Origin of the sequence: Aeromonas lusitana (assembly GCF_002812985.1) — a bacterium.
In the GTDB taxonomy this organism is placed as follows: Bacteria; Pseudomonadota; Gammaproteobacteria; order Enterobacterales; family Aeromonadaceae; genus Aeromonas; species Aeromonas lusitana.
Genome location: NZ_PGCP01000036.1, coordinates 172,190 through 191,262, shown reverse-complemented (window position 1 = coordinate 191,262; position 19,073 = coordinate 172,190). Strand labels below are relative to the sequence as shown.

Sequence of the window (19,073 nt, the reverse complement as noted above, 5' to 3'; positions counted from 1 at the left end):
AGAGGGCTCCCCATGGGGAGCCCTCTTGCTATCTGGGATACCGCCATCAGGCAGGCTTGCTGGCCAGCTCGTGGCGTTTCAAGGCCAGCAAGGTGATAAGCAGGGCGGCGCTGGCGATCAGCGCCATGCCGACGTAGGTGGCACCGAAACCGGGGGCCAGCTCGGCCGGGCTCAGGCTCGCCAAATTGTGGCTGCTGCCTGCCGGCAGGGCTGAGTGGAACAGCATGGCGCAGATGGCAACCCCGACCGCCCCACCCAGCTCACGGCCGAAGTTGAACAGGGACATGCCGATGCCGCGATCCTCCCGTGGCAGCGCATTCTGCACCACCACGGAGAGCGCCGGCAGCACCAGCCCGAGCCCCAGACCCGCGAGTCCCAATCCCAGGTTGGCCCAGAGATCGAAGTGAATTTGCCACAGCGCCAGCGCCGCCAGGGCAAAACCCGTCACCACGAAGCGTCGGTAGTGCCCGCTGCGGCCGATCAGCTTGCCGCCGACGAAGGCGCCCGCCGTGATGCAGACCATGAAGATCACCATGTAGAGCCCGCTCTCGCTCGCCCCCATCCCCTTCTGCCACTGCATCTGCAGCGGCAGATAGACCAGCACGGCGAACATCAGCAGTTGGGAGGCCAGCGCCAGCAACACGCTCACCAGATAGCCGGGCAGCCGCACCAGATGGGCCGGCAGTATGGGGTCGTGGGCGCGCCGCTCAACCAGGATCAGCAACAACAGAGCCACCACCAACCCGGCGGCCAGCCAGAGGGCGGGTAGGCTGGTCTCCGGCGAGAGCAGCAGCAAGGTGAGGGTGGTGACTGTGATGAGCAGCCCTGCCCCCTTCCAGTCGAAGCGGCTGTGGCGCCGCACATTGAGGTGACCGAGGTTGCGATTCACCAGCCAGAGCGCGAGCGCCCCGAGCGGCAGGTTGATCCAGAAGATCCAGCGCCAGCTCAGTTGCTCGCTGAAGTAACCGCCGAGCAGGGGCCCGGCGATGCTGGAGACCGCGTACACAGCCGAGATATAGCCCTGATACTTGCCCACCTCCCGCGGCGGTATGCTGTCGGCAATTACGGTGAAGGCCAGGGCGATAAGGCCCCCGCCCCCCAACCCTTGCAACACCCGGGCTCCTAGCAGGGTCGGCAGATCCTGGGCGAGGGCGCAGGCCACGGATCCCGCCAGAAACAGGCCTATGCCGATATTGAGCATCCGCACCCGACCAAACAGATCGCTCAGCTTGCCGTAGACTGGCAGGGCGGCGGTGGCGGCCAGCAGGTAGGCGGTGACCACCCAGGTGAGGGCGGCGCCGGCGTTCAGCTCGGCCCCTATGATGGGCAAGGGGGTGGTGACTATGCTCTTTTCCAGTGACCCCAGGGCGATCACCAGGGCCACACTTGCGAAGATGGTTTTGGGGGACATGTCGGGGGCTCGCTCATATAAAATGCCAACAACGGCGCAATAGGGCTCATTATTGTCTCATAAATCATCAGCTGATGGCGAAAACCACTGCCCGTGCCCACAGACATGACCCGGGTCGCGGCATCCCGCCGGCAAATCTGATAGGGTGGGTGCTTCGCCCAAAAGGAGTCAGTCCCATGACCGAGCAGTACCGCTTTGCGCAATACGACGCCCTGATCTTCGATATGGATGGCACCCTGGTGGACTCCATGCCATTGCACCTGGATGCCTGGGAGATCACCAGCGCCGAGTTCGGCCTGCCGTTCGATCGGGCTGAGCTCAATGAATACGGCGGCATTCCCACCCGCAAGATAGTGGCCATACTGGCTGAGCAGCATGGGCTGAACATCGATGTCGAGGCCTTCGCCCGCCGCAAGATTGCCCTCTATCTGGAGCAGATTGACAAGGCCCGGGTCTTCCCCCAGATGTGGGAGCTGGTCAAGGCCTACCATGGCAAGGTGCCCATGGGCATAGGCACAGGCTCGCCGCGCAACCAGGCGGAGCAGATCCTCAAGAGCACGGGTCTGGACGCCTACATCTCTGTGGTGGTAAGTGCCGACGATGTGACCAACCACAAGCCCCATCCCGATACCTTCCTGAGAGTCGCCGAGCAGCTAGGGGCCAATCCTGCCAACTGCCTGGTGTTTGAAGACACCCGGATCGGCATCCAGGCCGGCAAGGCCGCTGGCATGGCGACCCTGCTGGCCACCGAGGGTGAGCTGCAACCCGCCTGATCCCGGTTTTCAGCCATAAAAAACGCCCCTTTCGGGGCGTTTTTTAATATAAACGACTACTACATGGCGTTGGTGGATTCGAAAATCTTGTCTGCCGAGGCTTCGACGAAGCCCGGGTAGAGCACGTCGTCCGCCTGGGGATAACGCCGGGCAAACTCGTAGAAGCAGCTCGGGATGGCGCGTACGCCGTCGCTGAAGGCCACCTCCGCCTTGTCCGCCATGGTGGAGGACTGCTCCAGCATCACCTGGGGATCCCCCTTTATCTCGCCGCCCACGCCGTTCAGCACGAAACCGGCCGCCTTCAGAGCCGCATTCACCTGCTGGATAGTTTCAAAGTCTGCCAAACGGTTGATATTGACCGTGAAGTGGTTGGCACGATAGCCCCAGGCTGCCATCCAGGCCGCATACTCGCTCTCGGCCAGCAGGGTCTGGTAATCGGCCCAAGATACCTGCCAGGGGGCGCCAGCGTAGAGGAAGGCAGAGGTATCGGTCAGGTGATCCGGCACCTGAGCCACCAGCTTGTGGATGATGGCCTGGGCGGTCTCGGAGAGCTCTTCCACCTTCAGCTCGCTGATGAACACCTTGGGGGCGTCCGGATCCGCGTGCTCGAAGTGCTTGGCGTAGAGTTTCTTGGCCTTGAACACATACTCGCCCTTCTCCTCGTAGCCCAGGGCTCTGAAGTGGGCCGCCAGCGTCTCCAACCCGAGTTTGGGCAGGTTGTAGGTCCGAAACGCCACGTGATCGTTGATGATGGGGGCACCGCCGCCCAGCAGTTGGTGAACCTTGTGGGCACTGGGGGTGACTTGAATGTAGTTGTCCCACAGATGGCCAAACAGGGTCTCGATATCCTTTTGCATCTCTCTTTCCTTTGATTGCGGGTACAGACAAGGGCACCCTGGGATGCCCCTTTGGTTGTTAGAAGGTCAGGCCCGGGGACAACTGATCCGGCATGGCGGCCTTGCTGTCCTCGACGGAAGCGACCGGATACGCACAGTAGTCAGCGGCGTAGTAGGCGCTCGCCCTGTGGTTGCCGGAGGCACCTATGCCACCGAACGGTGCGGCACTGGAGGCGCCTGTGATGGGCTTGTTCCAGTTGACGATGCCGGCACGGATGCGCTTGAAGAAGTGCTGCCAGTCCGCCTCGTTGTCACCGAGCAGGCCGGCCGACAGGCCGAAGCTGGTGGCGTTGCCCTGATCGATGGCGGCATCGAAATCGTCGTAGCGAATGAGTTGCAGCAGCGGGCCGAAATACTCCTCGTCCGGCAGGGTGCTCACGGCGGTCACATCGATAATGCCCGGGGAGACGAAGCCGGTGCCCGCTTCAAGATGCTTGAGCACCAGCAGGCTCTCGCCACCGAGGCGCTGCAGGTTGGCCTGCGCCTCCACCATGCCGAGAGCAGCTCGTTCGCTTATCATGGCGCCCATGAAGGGTTGCTCGGCGGCATCGTACAGACCGACCTTGATCTGGCCGACCACTTCCACCAGGCGCTTGACCAGGGCATCCCCCTTGGCGCCGCGCTCCACGAACAGGCGGCGCGAGCAGGTGCAGCGCTGACCCGAGGTGATAAAGGCGGACTGGACGATGGCATGGACGGCGCCGTCGATGTCGCTCACGTCCTTGACGATCAGCGGGTTGTTGCCGCCCATTTCCAGGGCCAGGATCTTGCCCGGCTGACCGGCGAACTGCTGGTGCAGGAAGTGACCGGTGCGCGACGAGCCGGTGAAGAAGAGACCATCGATGTCCGGGTTGCCGGCCAGCGCCTTGCCGGTCTCGACCTCGCCTTGCACCAGGTTCAGCACCCCCTTGGGCAAGCCGGCGTCAATCCAGATCTTGAGCATGGCTTCGGCCACCATGGGGGTCAGCTCGGAGGGCTTGAACACCACCGTATTGCCGGCGATCAGCGCCGGTACTATGTGACCATTGGGCAGATGGCCCGGGAAGTTGTAAGGGCCGAACACGGCGACCACGCCGTGGGGCTTGTGGCGCACAAATGCCTTGGCGCCCGGCATGGGGTTCTCGACTGTACCGGTACGCTCGTCATGGGCGCGGATGGAGATGGCAATCTTGCCCTGCATGGCGGCGACCTCGGTGCGGGTCTCCCACAGCGGCTTGCCGGTCTCCCGGGCTATGGTCAGCGCCAGGGCTTCCTTGTGCTCGCCGAGCAGGTCGGCGTAGCGACGCACCACGGCGAGACGATCATCCAGGGCCAGATCGGACCAATGGTAGAAGGCGTTGCGGGCGGCCTTGACGGCGGCCTCCACCTGGGCGGCGCTTGCCGCCCCCCCTTGCCAGATCACTTCATTCTTGGCCGGGTCTTTTGACGCGAATACCTTGCCTTCACCGGCAAGCCACTGACCATCGATAAGTTGCACTAAAGACATAATCCATTCACTCCCTGTGGTTCACAGGCAGCCGTGGCTGCCTGCTTCAGATGCTGTGGTATCAAGCGAGCCAATTACTCCAGGTCGACGACCCGCACCATGTCGCCATTCGCCACCTTGAGGGCGGTCGCCATCTTGGGGGGTATGATGGCTTCGTGCTTGTCCAGATCGACCCGGATGTTGCCGTAGCAGGCGCGGTACTGATCGAAGCGGGTATTGCACAGCAGATAGGTACGACCGCCGATGGGCTCACCCACCAGCACCCGCAGCTTCTGGCTGCGGCGCACGCTGCGGATGTGCTTCACGTCGCACTCGACGGTGGGGCCCGCATCGAAGATGTCGACGTAGCCGCGGTTCACGAACCCCTCGTCCTGCAGCATCTTGATGGCCGGGCGGGTCTTCTCGTGGGTCTGGCCAATGACGGCGCGCGCCTCGTTGCTCAGCAGGTTGACGTAGATGGGGTACTTGGGCATCAGCTCGGCGATGAAGCGCTTCTTGCCGATGCCGGTGAGATAGTCGACGGTGGGAAAGTCCATCGAGAAGAAATGCTTTTGCAGCCACTCATAGAACGGGCTGTGACCGTCGCCATCGGAGACGCCACGCATCTCGGCGAATACGGTCTCATCGAACAGCTCGGGATGCTCGGCCATGAACAGGAAACGGTGCTTGGAGAGCAGCCGGCCATTGAGCCCCTCGCGGGCGCATTCACGCAAGAACAGGGTGCACAGCTCGGAATTGCCTGTGTAGTCGTTCGACAGAGTCAGCGTCTCGACCACGTTGTAGATGCCGAGCTTGGGGGAGGAGTGCACCACCTTGCCGATGTGGTAGTTGTAAAACGGCTGGGACAGGCCGACGGCCGCATCGATGGCGCAGGTGCCGACCATCTCGCCGGTCTCCAGATCCTCGGCCACGAAGAAGTAGAGGCAGTCTCCCTTGCCGGCAGGCTTGTCCAGGAAGGTCTGGGTTGAGGCATCGATCTTGCGTTGCAGCAGCTCGTCGTTCACCGGCAATGAAGTCATGCCGGTGCCGGATTCGATGGCACAGGTTTTGAGGCCGGCGAAGTCGCGCTGCTCGATAGGACGGATAACCAACATAAATGACAACTCCCTTTCATTGACGACAGGTGGGGTCCCGGCTCCTGCCGGGAGGACTCCCCACCTCAACTAGGCTCAGGCAATCTGGATCAGGCGTTAACCACCTGAGCGACCGCTTTCTCGAACCGAGCCAGACCTTCTTTGATATCTGCTTCCGGGATCACGAGGGAGGGAGCGAAACGCACCACGTTGGTACCCGCTACCAGTGCCATCAAGCCCTGGTCGATGGAGGCCAGCAGGAAGTCACGGGAGCGACCCTTGAAGTCGTCGTTCAACACGGCGCCGAGCAGCAGGCCCTGACCACGCACTTCGCTGAAGCAGTGGTACTTGGCGTTGATAGCCTCGATGCCGTCACGGAACAGCTGCTCGCGCTGCTTGATACCGTTCAGCACTTCCGGGGTATTGATGACGTCCAGCACGGCTTCCGCCACGGCGCACGCCAGCGGGTTGCCGCCGTAGGTGGAGCCGTGAGTACCCACTTTCAGGTGAGCCGCGATCTCGCTGGTGGTCAGCATGGCGCCGATGGGGAAGCCGCCGCCGAGCGCCTTGGCGCTGGTGAGGATGTCCGGGGTGACGCCCAGACCCATGTAGGCGTACAGATCGCCGGTGCGGCCGACGCCGGATTGCACTTCGTCATAGACCAGCAAGGCGTTGTGCTTGTCGCACAGCTCGCGCACGCCCTTGGCAAACTCGTCGGTAGGACGAATGATGCCACCCTCACCCTGCAGCGGCTCCATCACCACGGCGCAGGTGTTGTCGGAGATGGCGGCAGCCAGCTCTTCTAGGTTGTTGTAGGTGACGTGGGTGATGTCGGCGGGTTTCGGGCCGAAACCATCAGAGTAGGCAGCCTGGCCGCCGACGCTGACGGTGAAGAAGGTGCGACCGTGGAAGCCTTGATGGAAGGCGATGATCTGGGTCTTGTGGGCACCGAACTTGTCGATGGCGTAACGACGAGCCAGCTTCAATGCGGCCTCGTTCGCTTCGGCGCCGGAGTTGCAGAAGTAGACCTTTTCGGCGAAGGTGGCGGCGACCAGCTTCTTGGCCAGGCGCAGGGCCGGCTCGTTGGTCATCACGTTGGAGAGGTGCCACAGCTTCTCACCCTGGGTTTTCAGGGCCTCGACCAGCTTGGGATGGCAATGACCGAGGCCATTGACCGCGATCCCGCCCGCGAAGTCCACATACTCGCGGCCTTCCTGATCCCAGACACGTGAACCCTCGCCGCGCACCGGAATGATCTTGGCGGGGGCATAGTTCGGTACCATCACTTCATCAAACACTTCACGTGTCACTGCCAACAACTCTGACATCTTGCTCTCCTTCTAACTGGCAGCAGAATAATCCACCACCCAAAAGTTAAATCCGTGTAAACGTGGCGGAATTATCACAGAAAAAAAGTAAAAAGTCTGCAACATCCCGGCCTATGAGGAACAATATTCGATTGCCCGTGAGATTTTAGGCAACCGCATTGCATAACGGCTCAGGGGGGGTTGGCAAGAGATAATTTGGGCAGGCGGGGAGGTGAATAAAGTGTCAGGAAAATTTTTTTTTGCCCCATCGCGATTCTGGGACTAGCGTCACGATTTTTTCAGGAAGAGGCCAAAAAATTGGCCAATAACTGGTGGCCCTGCTCGCTGAGGATGCTCTCCGGGTGGAACTGCACTCCCTCCAGCGCCAGTGTTTTATGTCGCAGGCCCATGATCTCGTCGACGCTGCCATCGGCGTGCTCGCTCCAGGCGGTCACCTCGAAACAGTCGGGCAAGGTCTCGCGCTCCACCACCAGTGAATGGTAACGGGTAACCCGCAGCGGATCATTCAGCCCCTTGAATACCCCCAGCCCCTTGTGACGGATGAGGGAGGTCTTGCCGTGCATCACCCGGCGCGCGCGCACCACATGGGCGCCGAAGGCCTGGGCGAGGGATTGATGGCCGAGGCAGACGCCCAGGATGGGGATCTGGCCGGCGAAGCGGCTGATGGCGGCCAGGGAGATGCCCGCCTCGTTTGGCGTGCAGGGACCGGGGGAGATCACCAGATACCGGGGGGCCAGCCCGGCTATCTCGTCCAGGCTCAGCTCATCGTTGCGCTTCACCACCACCTCCTGCCCCAGGGCACCAAAGTATTGCACCAGGTTCCAGGTAAAGGAGTCGTAGTTGTCTATGAGTAGCAGCATGCAAAAATCCAGGCCTTGAAATCGAAGCAGTGATAAGACGAGCCGGCCAAGCCAGAGGCCGCCTTGGCAGGCAGCAAGCCGGTGGCAAGCGCCGCGCATTCTGGCACGTCTTTGGCGGTTAATAAACGGCTTAGGCCACCCCCCTGGCGCCAATTCGCGGCAACGCAGCCCGTCTGCATCATCTTAGGCACCTCTTTCTCGGCCCCTCCTCGCCCATTGTCATAGACCGCACCTGCCAACGCCGACATTCGCGGCACCTTCTATAGGTTTATAGCCAGGGTGCCGCCTGCCTCTTTATTGACTCACAGTTGGCCGCCCCAAGCTCACTCAGGATAGCCCCCGACAGGGTGGATAAGCGGCTCGACTGGCCCCTTTCCATCCAGCCTTTACCAGGGACCATAGATGCGTCGCCCGCCCCTTGCATCATCAGGGTGCCGCTTTCCCATTGAAAAAGCGCAAGTTGAATCACAAAACTCAAAACGAAGTTTCATTTTAATTTGATCGCAGTTTTTCATTTTGTTATCTTGCCCTCAACGACAAGCGTTACGACACATCGTCATTGATGCCGCCTGCGGCCCGGAATTGAGGTTCACTATGCAAACTCGTCAAAGCATTCACAGCGACCATGCCAAGCAACTGGACACCCAGGGCCTGCGCCGCGAGTTCCTGGTAGAAGAGGTCTTCACCCCGAACCAGCTGACCATGACCTACAGCCACATCGACCGCATCGTGTTCGGCGGCATCATGCCGGTGACCAGCCCGCTGACCTTCTCCGATGAGCTGGGCAAGGCCTTTGGCGTCTCCTACTTCCTCGAGCGCCGTGAGCTCGGTCTCATCAACATCGGCGGCCCCGGCCTGGTGGTCGTGGACGGCACCACCCATGAAGTGGGAAATGCCGAGGCGCTCTACGTAGGTCAGGGTGCCCGAGTCTTGAGCTTTGCCAGCGTCGATGCCTCACAGCCCGCCAAGTTCTACTACAACAGCGCCCCGGCCCATCTCTGCTACCCGACGCGCAAGGTCACCCGGGCCGAGGCGTCTCCCTCCACCCTGGGGGATGTGGCCACCAGCAACCGTCGCACCATCTACAAGTACCTGGTGCCGGACGTGCTGCCGACCTGCCAACTGGTGATGGGTCTGACCCAGCTGGAAGAGGGCAGCCTGTGGAACACCATGCCCTGCCACACCCACGAGCGCCGCATGGAGGTCTATTTCTACTTCAACATGAAAGACGACGCTGCCGTGTTCCACATGATGGGCAAGCCGGACGAGACCCGTCATCTGCTGGTGCACAACGAGCAGGCCGTCATCTCCCCGAGCTGGTCCATTCACTCCGGCGTCGGCACCCAGGCCTACACCTTCATCTGGGGCATGGTGGGCGAGAACCAGGTGTTCGGCGACATGGACCATGTGGCGGTCAAAGACCTGCGCTGATCGACTTCCCCATCGCGAGCCGTCAGGGCGGCTCCTGCGAGACACTTAATGCCACACCTTCCCGTGGTTTAGAGGTAACAACATGATTCTTAATGCATTCGATCTGAAGGGTAAGGTCGCCATCGTCACGGGTTGTGACACGGGTCTGGGCCAGGGTATGGCGCTGGGTCTGGCAGAAGCCGGCTGTGACATCGTCGGCATCAACATAGTCGAGCCCACCGACACCATTGCCAAGGTCGAGGCCATCGGCCGCCGCTTCCTGAGCCTCAAGGCAGATGTCAGCAAGGTGGATACCCTGCCAGCCCTGGTGGATCAGGCGGTCTCCCACTTCGGCCGCGTCGATGTGCTGGTCAACAACGCCGGCATCATCCGCCGGGAAGACGCCATCAACTTCAGCGAGAAGGACTGGGACGATGTGATGAACATCAACATCAAGAGCGTCTTCTTCATGTCCCAGGCGGTGGCCAGACAGTTCATCGCCCAGGGCCAGGGCGGCAAAATCGTCAACATCGCCTCCATGCTCTCCTATCAGGGCGGGATCCGGGTTCCCTCCTACACCGCCTCCAAGAGCGGCGTCATGGGCATCACCCGCCTGCTGGCCAACGAGTGGGCCAGCAAGGGGATCAACGTCAACGCCATCGCCCCCGGCTACATGGCCACCAACAACACTGCGGCCCTGCGCGCCGATGATGACCGCAATACCGCCATCCTTGAGCGGATCCCGGCCGGTCGCTGGGGGGTACCGGATGACATGATGGGCCCAGTGGTGTTCCTGGCGTCCCCGGCGTCTGACTACATCAATGGCTACACCATCGCCGTCGATGGCGGCTGGCTGGCCCGTTAATCCACCCCTGTTTGACAAGGCGCCGATAGGCGCCTTTTGTCGTTGTCTGCTAGCAGGAAGGCAATATGCTCTTCGATAATCTCTGGTTTGCCCAATCCATCGGCCTGCTGGCCTGCCTCGTTGGCGCCACCGCCTTCCTGCAGCGCCAGGACAGCAAGCTCAGGCTTCACCTCACCCTCAATGGCACCCTGATGGGCCTGCACTTCCTGCTGCTGGGATCCTCGGTCGCCGCCATCAACTGCCTGCTGTGCGCCGTGCGCAACTGGGTCTCAGGTTACTATCGCGGCATAGGCGTCATGCTGCTGTTCCTCGCCCTGGCCTGGACCCTGGTCATTCCCCAGATCGCGCACCCGGTGCAGATCCTGACCCTGGTCGGCACCACCCTCAGTACCTTCGCCCTGTTCAGACTCAAGGGCATTGCACTGCGTTTATGCATGCTAAGCAGCACCATCTGCTGGCTGACTCACAACATATGGGCCGGATCCCTGGGTGGCATCTTGCAGGAGAGCATCTTCTTCGTCATCAATGGCCATACCATACTCGGCCTCTACCGGGCCGGACCCCAGGCCGCCCAGGAGACCGCAAAAGCCAGCCAAGAGAAGCCATAATGACGCGGCCCTGATACGGGCGAGTAGTGCAGGCGTTAGCACTGCTGATGAATGCAGACGTGACAGCCGGAATGTAAAAAAAGAGCAGGCCAGGGCCTGCTCTTTTGCTGCGTGGTCGGGAAAACCGATATTACTTGCGGGGGAAGGGATAGTCGTGGAAACCCAGGCCGGCGGAGATATTGGCCGCTGCCTCGTGCAACTGGGCCACCAGGGTCGCCCGGTTCTCCTCGTGATATCGCACCAGGGGCAGCGACAGGGAGAGGCCGGCAATGATGCGCCCCATGCGGCTGTAGATGGGCACGGCGAAGCAGCGCAGGCCATGCTCCATCTCTTCCCTGTCCTCGGCATAACCCTGCTCACGCACCTGAGCCAGCTCCACCAGCAAGGCATCGACATCGGCCAGGGTATGCTCGGTGAAACGCTCGAAGGTCACATTGGCCAGCATGGCGCGCACTTCCGTCTCCGGCAGCCAGGCCATGATGATCTTGCCAAGGCCGGTGCTGTAGAGGGGGCGGCGACGGCCGATGCGGGAATACATCCGCAGGTTGTATTCGGAGTCGATCTTGTGCAGATAGACGATGCTGTCTTCATCCAGCATCCCCAGGTGCAGGGTCTCCTTGGTCAGCTTGCCGAGGCGATACATCTGCTCATCGGCGATCTGCACCAGATCCTGATACTCCAGCGCCTTGGCACCCAGCTCGAACAGCTTGAGGCTCAAGGCATACTTATCCGTCTCCCCTTCCTGGGTGACATAACCCAGGGTCTTCATGGTCTGCAGAAAACGATAGACGGTGCTCTTGGACATCATGATCCGCTGGGACAGTTCTGTCACCCCGATCTCTTTTTGCTCCCCGAGTGCCTGCAAGATGCCAAACACCTTGAGTACCGATGATACCGAATCAGGCGAATTATCTATCGTCGACATGCTCTACTTCCAAAAAAAATGATTGATTGTTTCATTGTATTTGAAATGCACCTGACCTCATAGCGATGACGAGGATTAGCCAGCAAAATCATCCACTAATAGCAATATACTGTGGCCTCGCTCACGTTCGCCGCCCTTCGAACGTCACCTGAGTGGCGGCACTTTCACCCCGCGTCTGCCCGGAAAACGATGCCAGCATGTGCTCAGCAGGAGCCACTTCTCAGCCTGACGGACGGAATTAAATGCGTTTTCTTTTGAGACACTTCCACTGCCAACGCGCCGCAACACCTAAACCAGCCTGGACCTGACTGGCTGGGATGACACGCCACCCCTTTCCCACCATCAGCAATTCATTTGAAGCTGGCCTGTTTCTGACATAGCAAACCTGCATCACAAAAAATGGTTTCACGTTCCCTAAAAAAAGGAACGCCATTTCATTATGTTGAGTTTGATCACTGAAATGCGGCCTGATTCGGGTAGCATGAACCCCATCAAAATAAGCACATGGAAATAAGGGTTACACACATGCATACAATGAATGCTCTGCCCAAGTTGTCTCTGATTGGTACCCTGGTCGCCGCGGGTCTGTTGCTGACCGGATGTGGTGAAGAGAGCAAGGCTGCGGGTCCCGTGATTTTGAAGACGGCGTTCAACCAGTCTGAACACAACCCCCAGTTCAAGGCCCTCGAAGATTTCAGCCAGAAGCTGGAAGCCGCCACCGGCGGTAAATACAAGCTGGAAATTCACCCCAATGAACTGCTTGGAGATCAGCGCGCCGCCCTGGAACTGGTGCAGTCCGGCGCCATTCAACTCGCCGTCGTCGCCAACCCGCTGGTCGAGAACTTCAACAAGAACTTCTCCGTGCTGGCCATGCCCTACATCTATGACAACCCGGAACACCAGCGCAAGGTGTTCACCGGCGACACCCTGGATGCCCTGTTCGCCTCCACCAAGGGTAATGGTTTCGAGGTGCTGACGGCCTACACCGCAGGGGCGCGCAGCATGTATGTCAAGGGCGCCCCCATCAAGACACCGGACGACATGAAAGGGAAGAAAATCCGGGTCATGCAGTCCGATACCATGGTCAAGATGCTGGGCTGCATGGGCGGAACCGGTGTTCCCATGGGTCAGGGCGAGGTCTATTCCGCCATCCAGCAAGGGGTGCTCGATGGGGCCGAGAACAACGAGATCACCTATGCGGATCTCAAGCAGTTTGAAGTCGCCCCGCACTTCTCCTACACCCGCCACGTGATGGTGGCCGACTTGCTGGTCGCCAACGAGTCGTTCCTGGAGAAGATGGATGCCGCCGATCAGGCGACCTTCCGCAAGCTCGCCAAGGAGAGCACTGCCATCGAGTTCGATCTCTTCAGCCAGGCACTGGAGGCCGCCAAGCAGACCGCCACCCGCCAGGGCGCCACCTTTACCGACGTGGACATAGCCCCCTTCCAGCAACGCTGCAAGCCGCTGCAGGAGACCCTGCTGACCACACCGGAACAAAAAGACATTTTCAACAAGATCCGCGCATTGGCCAGTTGATACCGCTTGTTGTCAGGGGCTGTGACAGCAGCCCCTCCTATAAGGATTCGTTATGAAGACTGCCGAACGCTCGATCCCTCCCTCTGCCCCCATGGCGCCACCCGTTCCTCAGGGTCTGTTTGCTCTCCTGACGCGCATCAAGCAGAAAGTGGATCTCCTTGTCTCTTATTTTTGTATCGGCCTGGTGGGCGTGATGACCCTGCTGGTCACCTACCAGGTGGTCACCCGTTACCTGTTCAACAGCCCGAGTGCCGTCAGCGAGGTGCTCTCCCGCTATCTGTTCATCTGGCTGGTGCTGATTGGCGGCGCCTATGTGTTCGGCCTGCGTGAACACATGGCGATCACCTTCATGCGCGATCGCATGTCACACAAGGTGCGCATCGTGCTGGAGATGCTCGGGGAGCTGGCCACCACCGCCTTTGCCCTGCTGGTACTGGGGATCGGTGGCTACATAGGGATGGCCCGCCAGATGGGGCAACTCGACTCGGCGTTGCAGATCCCCATCGGGGTCATCTACGCGGCCATTCCCATCAGCGGCGTCCTGGCAGTCTTCTATTGCCTGTACAACCAGTACGCGCTGGCCAGACAGTTTTCCTCCAAGCAACCAGGGGTCTAACCATGGATATTGCAGTTGTTGTTGCGCTGGTGATGTTCATCGGTGCCTTTGTCCTGCTGTTTATCGGCACCCCCATCAGTATCAGCATAGGGCTCTCTTCCTTCCTGGCCATGGCGATGATCTTGCCCTTTGATGGCGCCATCCTGACCTCGGCCCAACGGGTGTTCGTCGGCCTGGACTCCTTTGCCCTGCTGGCCATTCCCTTCTTCATCCTGGCCGGCAACCTGATGAACAATGGCGGCATCGCCATCCGATTGATCAACTGCGCCAAGATCGTCAGCAACTTTCTGCCGGGCCCACTGGCCCAGACCAACGTGGTCGCCAACATGCTGTTTGGCTCCATCAGTGGCTCAGGGGTCGCCTCGGCGGCGGCCATCGGCGGCATCATGTCCCCCATCCAGAAGAAGGACAAATACGATCCCGCCTTCAGCGCCGCGGTCAACATCGCCTCGGCCCCGACCGGCATGCTGATCCCGCCGAGCAACTCCCTGATTGTCTACGCCACGGTCGCGGGCAGCGTCTCCATCACGGCCCTGTTCATGGGGGGCTATATCCCCGGCATACTATGGGGGCTGGGGGTCATGCTGGTGGCCGGCGTCATCGCCAAGCGCCGTGGCTATGTGGCCGAGCACGACTCCCTCAAGGGGCTGCGCATCAAGCTGCTGCTGGATGCCATTCCCAGCCTGATGATGATCGTCGTGGTCATCGGCGGCATCCTGGGTGGCATCTTCACCGCCACCGAGGCCTCCGCCATCGCCGTGGTCTATTCCCTGATCCTCGGTGTCTGCTATCGCAACATCAAGGCCGCCGATCTGCCCGCCATCTTCCTGGCCACCGCCAAGATGACCGCCATCGTGATCCTGATGCTGGCCGCCTCCTCCATCATGTCCTGGGTGATGGCATTCACCAAGATACCGGCATTGATCGCCTCCGGTCTGCTCTCGTTCACCGACAGCTTCCTGATCATCCTGCTGGTCATGAACCTGGTGCTCTTGCTGGTGGGCACCTTCATGGATCCCACCCCGGCGGTGCTGATCTTTACCCCCATCTTCCTGCCCATCTGCACCCAGTTCGGCATGGATCCGGTGCAGTTCGGCATCATGATGATCTTCAACCTCTCCCTCGGCACCATCACGCCGCCGGTGGGTCCCATCCTGTTTACCGGCTGCAAGATAGGCGAGATCAAGATTGAAGGGGTCATCAAGCCACTGTTGCCCTTCTTCGCGGTCATCGCCCTCATTCTGATGCTGGTGACCTATATACCCGCCATCTCGATGGCCCTGCCCCAGGTGATGGGTCTGGTCAACTGATCCAACGGCAGTAATGTGAAGGCGTCTCGCTCGTCACATGGCATCGACCCCGGTTGTTTAAGGCAGTCGGGGTTTTCCAATGGCGATGCACCACGTCAGCTGAACGAAAGGCAGCAGAAGGCGGTACGCGGCATGGCGAATGCGCGTACGACTGAGGTGTTATTGGGGAAAAGGCACACGAGCAGGAGTTTGGAACACTATCGGCAAGGGCGGGAGCAGCTCTCCCATGTACAGGATTTGCCTCAGGAAGGCATCAGCGATCCAGGTAGCGACCCTGCTCCAGCTCGCGCTCGCGCTGACATTCGGCCAGATAGATGGCAGCCGCGATGGCGGGGGTCTTGTAGTGCCGATCGATGGCGTTGGAGACCATCAGTTGCAGGGTGTTGAGGTTCTTGGCCTTGCGAAACTTGCGCAGCCAGTGACCCTTGTCACCCAGCTCTTCAATCACGGAATTTGGTTCGACGGACATGCTTTCTCTTGGGGCAAAAACCCGCGTCTGGAATGGGAAGATACATAAGCGAATAACCGGTCGGGTAAAACAAAGAAAGCCAGGCAAATACCCAGCTCTCTTCTACTACACCTTCCCAGTATGTCAGGCTCGAGGAACGAAGCCGACTACATCATAAACGCTGGCGAGGGTTTTTTCAGCCCTTTCACGTGCCTTTTGTGCACCGACCGCCAAAATTCCCTGCAGGTGAGTCTCATCCTGACGCAGTGCGTGGAAGCGGGCCTGGATGGGCTCCAGCAGGGCGACCACGGCCTCGGCCGTCTCGGTCTTGAGGTGACCGTACATCTTGCCTTCGAAATGCTGCTCGAGCTCGGGGATGGAGCGGCCCGTCACCCCGGACATCAGGGTCAGCAGGTTTGAGACCCCAGGCTTGTTCTCGGGATCGAAACGCACCACCGCCGGCTCGTCGGAGTCGGTCATCGCCCGCTTGATCTTCTTGACGATCTGCTTGGGATCTTCCAGCAGGCCGATGAAGTTGGCCTCGTTGTCATCGGACTTGGACATCTTCTTGGTCGGATCCTGCAGGCTCATCACCCGGGCACCGTCGGCCGGGATGAAGGGCTCCGGCAGGGTAAACACCTCGCCATGCAGGTTGTTGAAACGGGTGCAGATGTCGCGGGTCAGCTCCAGGTGCTGCTTCTGATCGTTGCCGACAGGCACCTGATTGGCCTGATACAGCAGGATATCGGCCGCCATCAGCACCGGGTAGCCGAACAGGCCGACGTTGACGTTGTTCTCGAAACGGGCGGATTTGTCCTTGAACTGGGTCATGCGCGACAGCTCGCCCATCTGGGTGTAGCAGTTCAGGATCCAGCCAAGCTCGGCGTGCTGAGGCACGTGAGACTGGATGAAGACGGTGCTCTTGGCGGGATCGATCCCCACCGCCAGATAGAGGGCGGCGGCATCCAGACAAGCCTTGCGCAGGGCCGCAGGCTCCTGGCGGGTGGTGATGGCATGCAGATCGACGATGCAATAGAGGCAGTCGAAATCATCCTGCATGTTGACCCACTGGCGCAGGGCGCCAAGGTAGTTGCCTATGGTCAGCTGGCCAGAGGGTTGGGCGCCGCTCAATACGATTGGTTTGGTCATGAAGTGTGAATCCTTGTTATTAGGCCAGCAAGGCATCGAGCTCGGCAAACTGCTCGCACACCCAATCCGGATGAGAATCCGCGATGGGGCGGCCATAGTTGTAGCCGTAAGTGAGCCCAGCCACCTTCATGCCGGCGGCTTGGGCGGCCAGCACGTCGTTTTCGGAATCCCCGACCATCAGGGTGCGAGACGGGGCTATGCCCAGCTCGTGGCAGGCATGCAGCAAGGGCGCCGGGCTCGGCTTCTTCTCGGGCACGCAATTGCCACCCAGCCAGAGCGAGAAGCAATCCTCGATGCCGAGGGCTTCCAGGATCGGCTGCACGAAGTGACTCGGTTTGTTGGTCACCACAGCCTGGCGGTAGCCGAGTCGCTGCAGACGGCGCAGGCTCTGCTCGACCCCGTCATACATGGCCAGCCCTTCCAGCAGACAGGCGCGATAGTGGCCATCGAACAGGGGACGCGCCTTGGCAAACAACTCGGGGGCTTCGCGGTAATCCAGCGCACGCTGGATCAGCTTGTCGGCACCGTTGCCGACCCAGGTGCGCACCACGGCCTCGTCGGCCTCGGCCAGCCCCAGATCGGTGAGGGTACGGTTAACTGCCAGCGCCAGCTGGGAGGCGCTGTCAATCAGGGTGCCATCCAGATCGAACAGCACCAGGTCAAAGGGACGCTCAACGACGGACATGAGACAACTCCGCACGCATCTCGTCGATCACCGCCTTGTAATCCGGCTTGCCAAAGATGGCGGAGCCGGCCACGAACATGTCGGCACCGGCCGCGGCGATCTCGCGGATGTTCTCCACCTTGACCCCACCATCGATCTCGAGGCGAATATCGCGGCCGCTCTCGTCGATCAGGCGACGCACCTGCCGCAGCTTGTCGAGGGTACCTGGGATAAAGCTCTGGCCACCGAAGCCCGGGTTGACTGACATCAGCAGGATCACATCCAGCTTGTCCATCACGTATTCGAGGCAGGAAAGCGGGGTCGCCGGATTCAGCACCAGACCGGCCTGGCAGCCCTGCTCCTTGATGAGACCCAGGGTGCGATCCACGTGATCGGACGCTTCCGGGTGGAAGGTGATGAGATCAGCACCGGCCTTGGCGAAATCGGGCACGATGCGATCCACCGGCTTGACCATCAAATGCACATCGATGAGCGCCTTGATGCCATAGTCGCGCAGGGCCTGGCAGACCATGGGGCCTATGGTCAGGTTCGGAACATAATGGTTGTCCATCACGTCGAAATGCACCACGTCGGCACCGGCGGCCAGCACCTTGGCGACATCCTCACCCAGACGGGCGAAGTCGGCGGAGAGGATAGAAGGGGCAATCAGAAAGTCTTTCATCAGCGTCATCCATTGGCAGCGTGGCAGAAAAAGCGGCGTAATTTTATCGCAAATGAGCGATGAAAACGACCCGCAAGTACGCAGAACTCGGGCCGGCAGCCTAGTCGCACATTTCTCCCAAAACGACAGCGGCTCCCGAAGGAGCCGCCAACACACTATCCGAGGGAGACCAGTTCTGCCTCGCTGGGGTAATGCCCCTGCTCCGGTGCTATGCCGGGCGGGTAGAGCGCCAACAGTTCGGCCACCTTGTTGCGACCACTGCCATTGCGGCTGATGGTGCGCTTGACCAGGATCTCGTCCAGGCGGGCGCCGCGATACAGCTCTCGCGTCAGCTCGATGTCGTGGTTGCTGATGAGCACGGGCACCCCCTTGTGGGCGGCGGTGTGGCGGGCCAGGCGGGCAAGCAGGGCCTGATCGTCCAAAGTGAAGCCGCCGGCCGAATAGCTGGTGAAGCTCGCCGTGGTGGAGAGGGGGGCATAGGGCGGATCGCAATAGATCACCCAATCTTCCTCTGCCCTTGCCATGGCATCGGCGTAGCTTTCACAGATGAAGGTGGCTTTTTGCGCCTTCTCGGCGAAGGCCCACAGCTCTTTTTCCGGGAAGTAGGGCTTCTTGTAAGAACCGAACGGCACGTTGAAGCCGCCCTTCTTGTTGTAACGGCACAGGCCGTTGAAACCGTGCCGGTTCAGGAACAGAAACAGCTGGGCACGCTCGAAACCGGCCGCGGTCTGGTTGAACTGGGTGCGCAACCGGTAGTAGGCGGTCTTGTGGTTGTGCTCGGCCACAAACAACTTGCGCGCCTCGCTGATAAAACCGTCCGGCTGCAGCTTGAGGTGATTGTAGAGACCGATCAGATCCGGGTTGATGTCATTGAGCACATAGGCATCGTAATCGGTGTTGAGAAACACGGAGCCAGCCCCGACGAAGGGCTCCAGCAAGACACGCCCGGCCGGCAATCGCTCGGCTATCTCTTCGACCAGGGAATATTTTCCCCCGGCCCATTTTAAAAACGCGCGTGTTTTTTTCATGGAAA

Annotated in this window: 19 protein-coding genes; 7 read left to right on the top strand and 12 right to left on the bottom strand. The window is 60.4% G+C overall.

The window, feature by feature from the left end:
• Positions 1-46: 46 nt before the first annotated feature.
• Entirely contained in the window at positions 47-1,411 is a 1,365-nt protein-coding gene (locus tag CUC44_RS18480; protein WP_100861330.1) for an MDR family MFS transporter, read from the bottom strand.
• A 176-nt stretch (positions 1,412-1,587) separates the two neighbouring features.
• Between CUC44_RS18480 and CUC44_RS18475 the strand changes: the two genes are divergently transcribed.
• Positions 1,588-2,184 (top strand): HAD family hydrolase, encoded by a 597-nt coding sequence (locus CUC44_RS18475; RefSeq protein WP_100861329.1) that lies wholly within the window; start codon positions 1,588-1,590, stop codon positions 2,182-2,184.
• Positions 2,185-2,243: 59 nt separating this feature from the next.
• On the opposite strand, the gene CUC44_RS18470 is transcribed toward CUC44_RS18475, so the two are convergent.
• The 5 genes from CUC44_RS18470 to CUC44_RS18450 form a co-directional block, all read right to left on the bottom strand.
• Positions 2,244-3,041 carry a DUF1338 domain-containing protein gene (locus tag CUC44_RS18470; protein WP_100861328.1) on the bottom strand — a complete coding sequence of 266 codons (798 nt, stop codon included), beginning with the start codon at positions 3,039-3,041 and terminating at the stop codon, positions 2,244-2,246.
• Between the two features lie 58 nt (positions 3,042-3,099).
• The gene (gene astD / locus CUC44_RS18465) at positions 3,100-4,569 is read right to left on the bottom strand and encodes a succinylglutamate-semialdehyde dehydrogenase (protein ID WP_100861327.1); all 1,470 of its coding nucleotides are present in this window, start codon (positions 4,567-4,569) and stop codon (positions 3,100-3,102) included.
• 71 nt (positions 4,570-4,640) lie between these two features.
• Positions 4,641-5,660: an arginine N-succinyltransferase gene (astA, locus tag CUC44_RS18460; RefSeq protein ID WP_100861326.1), complete on the bottom strand. Its 1,020-nt coding sequence runs from the start codon at positions 5,658-5,660 to the stop codon at positions 4,641-4,643.
• Between the two features lie 89 nt (positions 5,661-5,749).
• Positions 5,750-6,967: an aspartate aminotransferase family protein gene (locus CUC44_RS18455; protein WP_100861325.1), complete on the bottom strand. Its 1,218-nt coding sequence runs from the start codon at positions 6,965-6,967 to the stop codon at positions 5,750-5,752.
• A 278-nt stretch (positions 6,968-7,245) separates the two neighbouring features.
• Positions 7,246-7,827 carry an aminodeoxychorismate synthase component II gene (locus CUC44_RS18450; RefSeq protein WP_100861324.1) on the bottom strand — a complete coding sequence of 194 codons (582 nt, stop codon included), beginning with the start codon at positions 7,825-7,827 and terminating at the stop codon, positions 7,246-7,248.
• Between the two features lie 594 nt (positions 7,828-8,421).
• Between CUC44_RS18450 and kduI the strand changes: the two genes are divergently transcribed.
• The 3 genes from kduI (at position 8,422) to CUC44_RS18425 (ending at position 10,710) form a co-directional block, all read left to right on the top strand.
• Entirely contained in the window at positions 8,422-9,258 is an 837-nt protein-coding gene (gene kduI / locus CUC44_RS18435) for a 5-dehydro-4-deoxy-D-glucuronate isomerase (RefSeq protein WP_100861321.1), read from the top strand.
• A gap of 82 nt (positions 9,259-9,340) precedes the next feature.
• Complete coding sequence (kduD, locus tag CUC44_RS18430; protein ID WP_100861320.1) at positions 9,341-10,102, top strand: 2-dehydro-3-deoxy-D-gluconate 5-dehydrogenase KduD; 762 nt, start codon at positions 9,341-9,343, stop codon at positions 10,100-10,102.
• Positions 10,103-10,167: 65 nt separating this feature from the next.
• Positions 10,168-10,710 carry a YgjV family protein gene (locus tag CUC44_RS18425; protein WP_100861319.1) on the top strand — a complete coding sequence of 181 codons (543 nt, stop codon included), beginning with the start codon at positions 10,168-10,170 and terminating at the stop codon, positions 10,708-10,710.
• 130 nt (positions 10,711-10,840) lie between these two features.
• Here the strand turns inward: CUC44_RS18425 and kdgR are convergent, their stop codons facing one another.
• A complete protein-coding gene (gene kdgR, locus CUC44_RS18420; protein WP_100861318.1) occupies positions 10,841-11,635 on the bottom strand; it encodes a DNA-binding transcriptional regulator KdgR in 795 nt (264 codons plus the stop codon).
• A 525-nt stretch (positions 11,636-12,160) separates the two neighbouring features.
• On the opposite strand from kdgR, the gene CUC44_RS18415 reads away from it, so the two are divergent.
• The 3 genes from CUC44_RS18415 to CUC44_RS18405 are packed head-to-tail and all read left to right on the top strand — an operon-like array spanning position 12,161 to position 15,097.
• Positions 12,161-13,171 carry a TRAP transporter substrate-binding protein gene (locus CUC44_RS18415; RefSeq protein ID WP_100861317.1) on the top strand — a complete coding sequence of 337 codons (1,011 nt, stop codon included), beginning with the start codon at positions 12,161-12,163 and terminating at the stop codon, positions 13,169-13,171.
• 52 nt (positions 13,172-13,223) lie between these two features.
• Positions 13,224-13,787, top strand: coding sequence for a TRAP transporter small permease (locus tag CUC44_RS18410; RefSeq protein ID WP_100861316.1), 564 nt, complete (start codon positions 13,224-13,226; stop codon positions 13,785-13,787).
• A gap of 2 nt (positions 13,788-13,789) precedes the next feature.
• Complete coding sequence (locus CUC44_RS18405; RefSeq protein ID WP_100861315.1) at positions 13,790-15,097, top strand: TRAP transporter large permease; 1,308 nt, start codon at positions 13,790-13,792, stop codon at positions 15,095-15,097.
• Positions 15,098-15,350: 253 nt separating this feature from the next.
• On the opposite strand, the gene CUC44_RS18400 is transcribed toward CUC44_RS18405, so the two are convergent.
• The 5 genes from CUC44_RS18400 to CUC44_RS18380 all read right to left on the bottom strand — a co-directional run bounded on the left by CUC44_RS18400 (position 15,351) and on the right by CUC44_RS18380 (position 19,068).
• The gene (locus CUC44_RS18400) at positions 15,351-15,566 is read right to left on the bottom strand and encodes a hypothetical protein (RefSeq protein WP_100861314.1); all 216 of its coding nucleotides are present in this window, start codon (positions 15,564-15,566) and stop codon (positions 15,351-15,353) included.
• Positions 15,567-15,689: 123 nt separating this feature from the next.
• A complete protein-coding gene (gene trpS, locus CUC44_RS18395) occupies positions 15,690-16,694 on the bottom strand; it encodes a tryptophan--tRNA ligase (RefSeq protein ID WP_100861313.1) in 1,005 nt (334 codons plus the stop codon).
• A 19-nt stretch (positions 16,695-16,713) separates the two neighbouring features.
• Positions 16,714-17,379 carry a phosphoglycolate phosphatase gene (locus CUC44_RS18390; protein WP_100861312.1) on the bottom strand — a complete coding sequence of 222 codons (666 nt, stop codon included), beginning with the start codon at positions 17,377-17,379 and terminating at the stop codon, positions 16,714-16,716.
• Positions 17,366-18,040, bottom strand: coding sequence for a ribulose-phosphate 3-epimerase (gene rpe, locus CUC44_RS18385; RefSeq protein WP_100861311.1), 675 nt, complete (start codon positions 18,038-18,040; stop codon positions 17,366-17,368). Before rpe ends, CUC44_RS18390 begins: the two co-directional genes overlap by 14 nt.
• Before the next feature lie 155 nt (positions 18,041-18,195).
• Positions 18,196-19,068, bottom strand: coding sequence for a Dam family site-specific DNA-(adenine-N6)-methyltransferase (locus tag CUC44_RS18380; RefSeq protein ID WP_100861310.1), 873 nt, complete (start codon positions 19,066-19,068; stop codon positions 18,196-18,198).
• Between the last annotated feature and the right edge of the window lie 5 nt (positions 19,069-19,073).

Bases quoted from the DNA above. Each gene is read 5' to 3' on its own strand.
- CUC44_RS18480 (WP_100861330.1), bottom strand. From the start codon at position 1,411: ATGTCCCCCAAAACCATCTTCGCAAGTGTGGCCCTGGTGATCGCCCTG.
- CUC44_RS18475 (WP_100861329.1), top strand. From the start codon at position 1,588: ATGACCGAGCAGTACCGCTTTGCGCAATACGACGCCCTGATCTTCGAT.
- CUC44_RS18470 (WP_100861328.1), bottom strand. From the start codon at position 3,041: ATGCAAAAGGATATCGAGACCCTGTTTGGCCATCTGTGGGACAACTAC.
- astA (WP_100861326.1), bottom strand. From the start codon at position 5,660: ATGTTGGTTATCCGTCCTATCGAGCAGCGCGACTTCGCCGGCCTCAAA.
- CUC44_RS18455 (WP_100861325.1), bottom strand. From the start codon at position 6,967: ATGTCAGAGTTGTTGGCAGTGACACGTGAAGTGTTTGATGAAGTGATG.
- CUC44_RS18450 (WP_100861324.1), bottom strand. From the start codon at position 7,827: ATGCTGCTACTCATAGACAACTACGACTCCTTTACCTGGAACCTGGTG.
- kduI (WP_100861321.1), top strand. From the start codon at position 8,422: ATGCAAACTCGTCAAAGCATTCACAGCGACCATGCCAAGCAACTGGAC.
- kduD (WP_100861320.1), top strand. From the start codon at position 9,341: ATGATTCTTAATGCATTCGATCTGAAGGGTAAGGTCGCCATCGTCACG.
- CUC44_RS18425 (WP_100861319.1), top strand. From the start codon at position 10,168: ATGCTCTTCGATAATCTCTGGTTTGCCCAATCCATCGGCCTGCTGGCC.
- kdgR (WP_100861318.1), bottom strand. From the start codon at position 11,635: ATGTCGACGATAGATAATTCGCCTGATTCGGTATCATCGGTACTCAAG.
- CUC44_RS18415 (WP_100861317.1), top strand. From the start codon at position 12,161: ATGCATACAATGAATGCTCTGCCCAAGTTGTCTCTGATTGGTACCCTG.
- CUC44_RS18410 (WP_100861316.1), top strand. From the start codon at position 13,224: ATGAAGACTGCCGAACGCTCGATCCCTCCCTCTGCCCCCATGGCGCCA.
- CUC44_RS18405 (WP_100861315.1), top strand. From the start codon at position 13,790: ATGGATATTGCAGTTGTTGTTGCGCTGGTGATGTTCATCGGTGCCTTT.
- CUC44_RS18400 (WP_100861314.1), bottom strand. From the start codon at position 15,566: ATGTCCGTCGAACCAAATTCCGTGATTGAAGAGCTGGGTGACAAGGGT.
- trpS (WP_100861313.1), bottom strand. From the start codon at position 16,694: ATGACCAAACCAATCGTATTGAGCGGCGCCCAACCCTCTGGCCAGCTG.
- CUC44_RS18390 (WP_100861312.1), bottom strand. From the start codon at position 17,379: ATGTCCGTCGTTGAGCGTCCCTTTGACCTGGTGCTGTTCGATCTGGAT.
- rpe (WP_100861311.1), bottom strand. From the start codon at position 18,040: ATGAAAGACTTTCTGATTGCCCCTTCTATCCTCTCCGCCGACTTCGCC.
- CUC44_RS18380 (WP_100861310.1), bottom strand. From the start codon at position 19,068: ATGAAAAAAACACGCGCGTTTTTAAAATGGGCCGGGGGAAAATATTCC.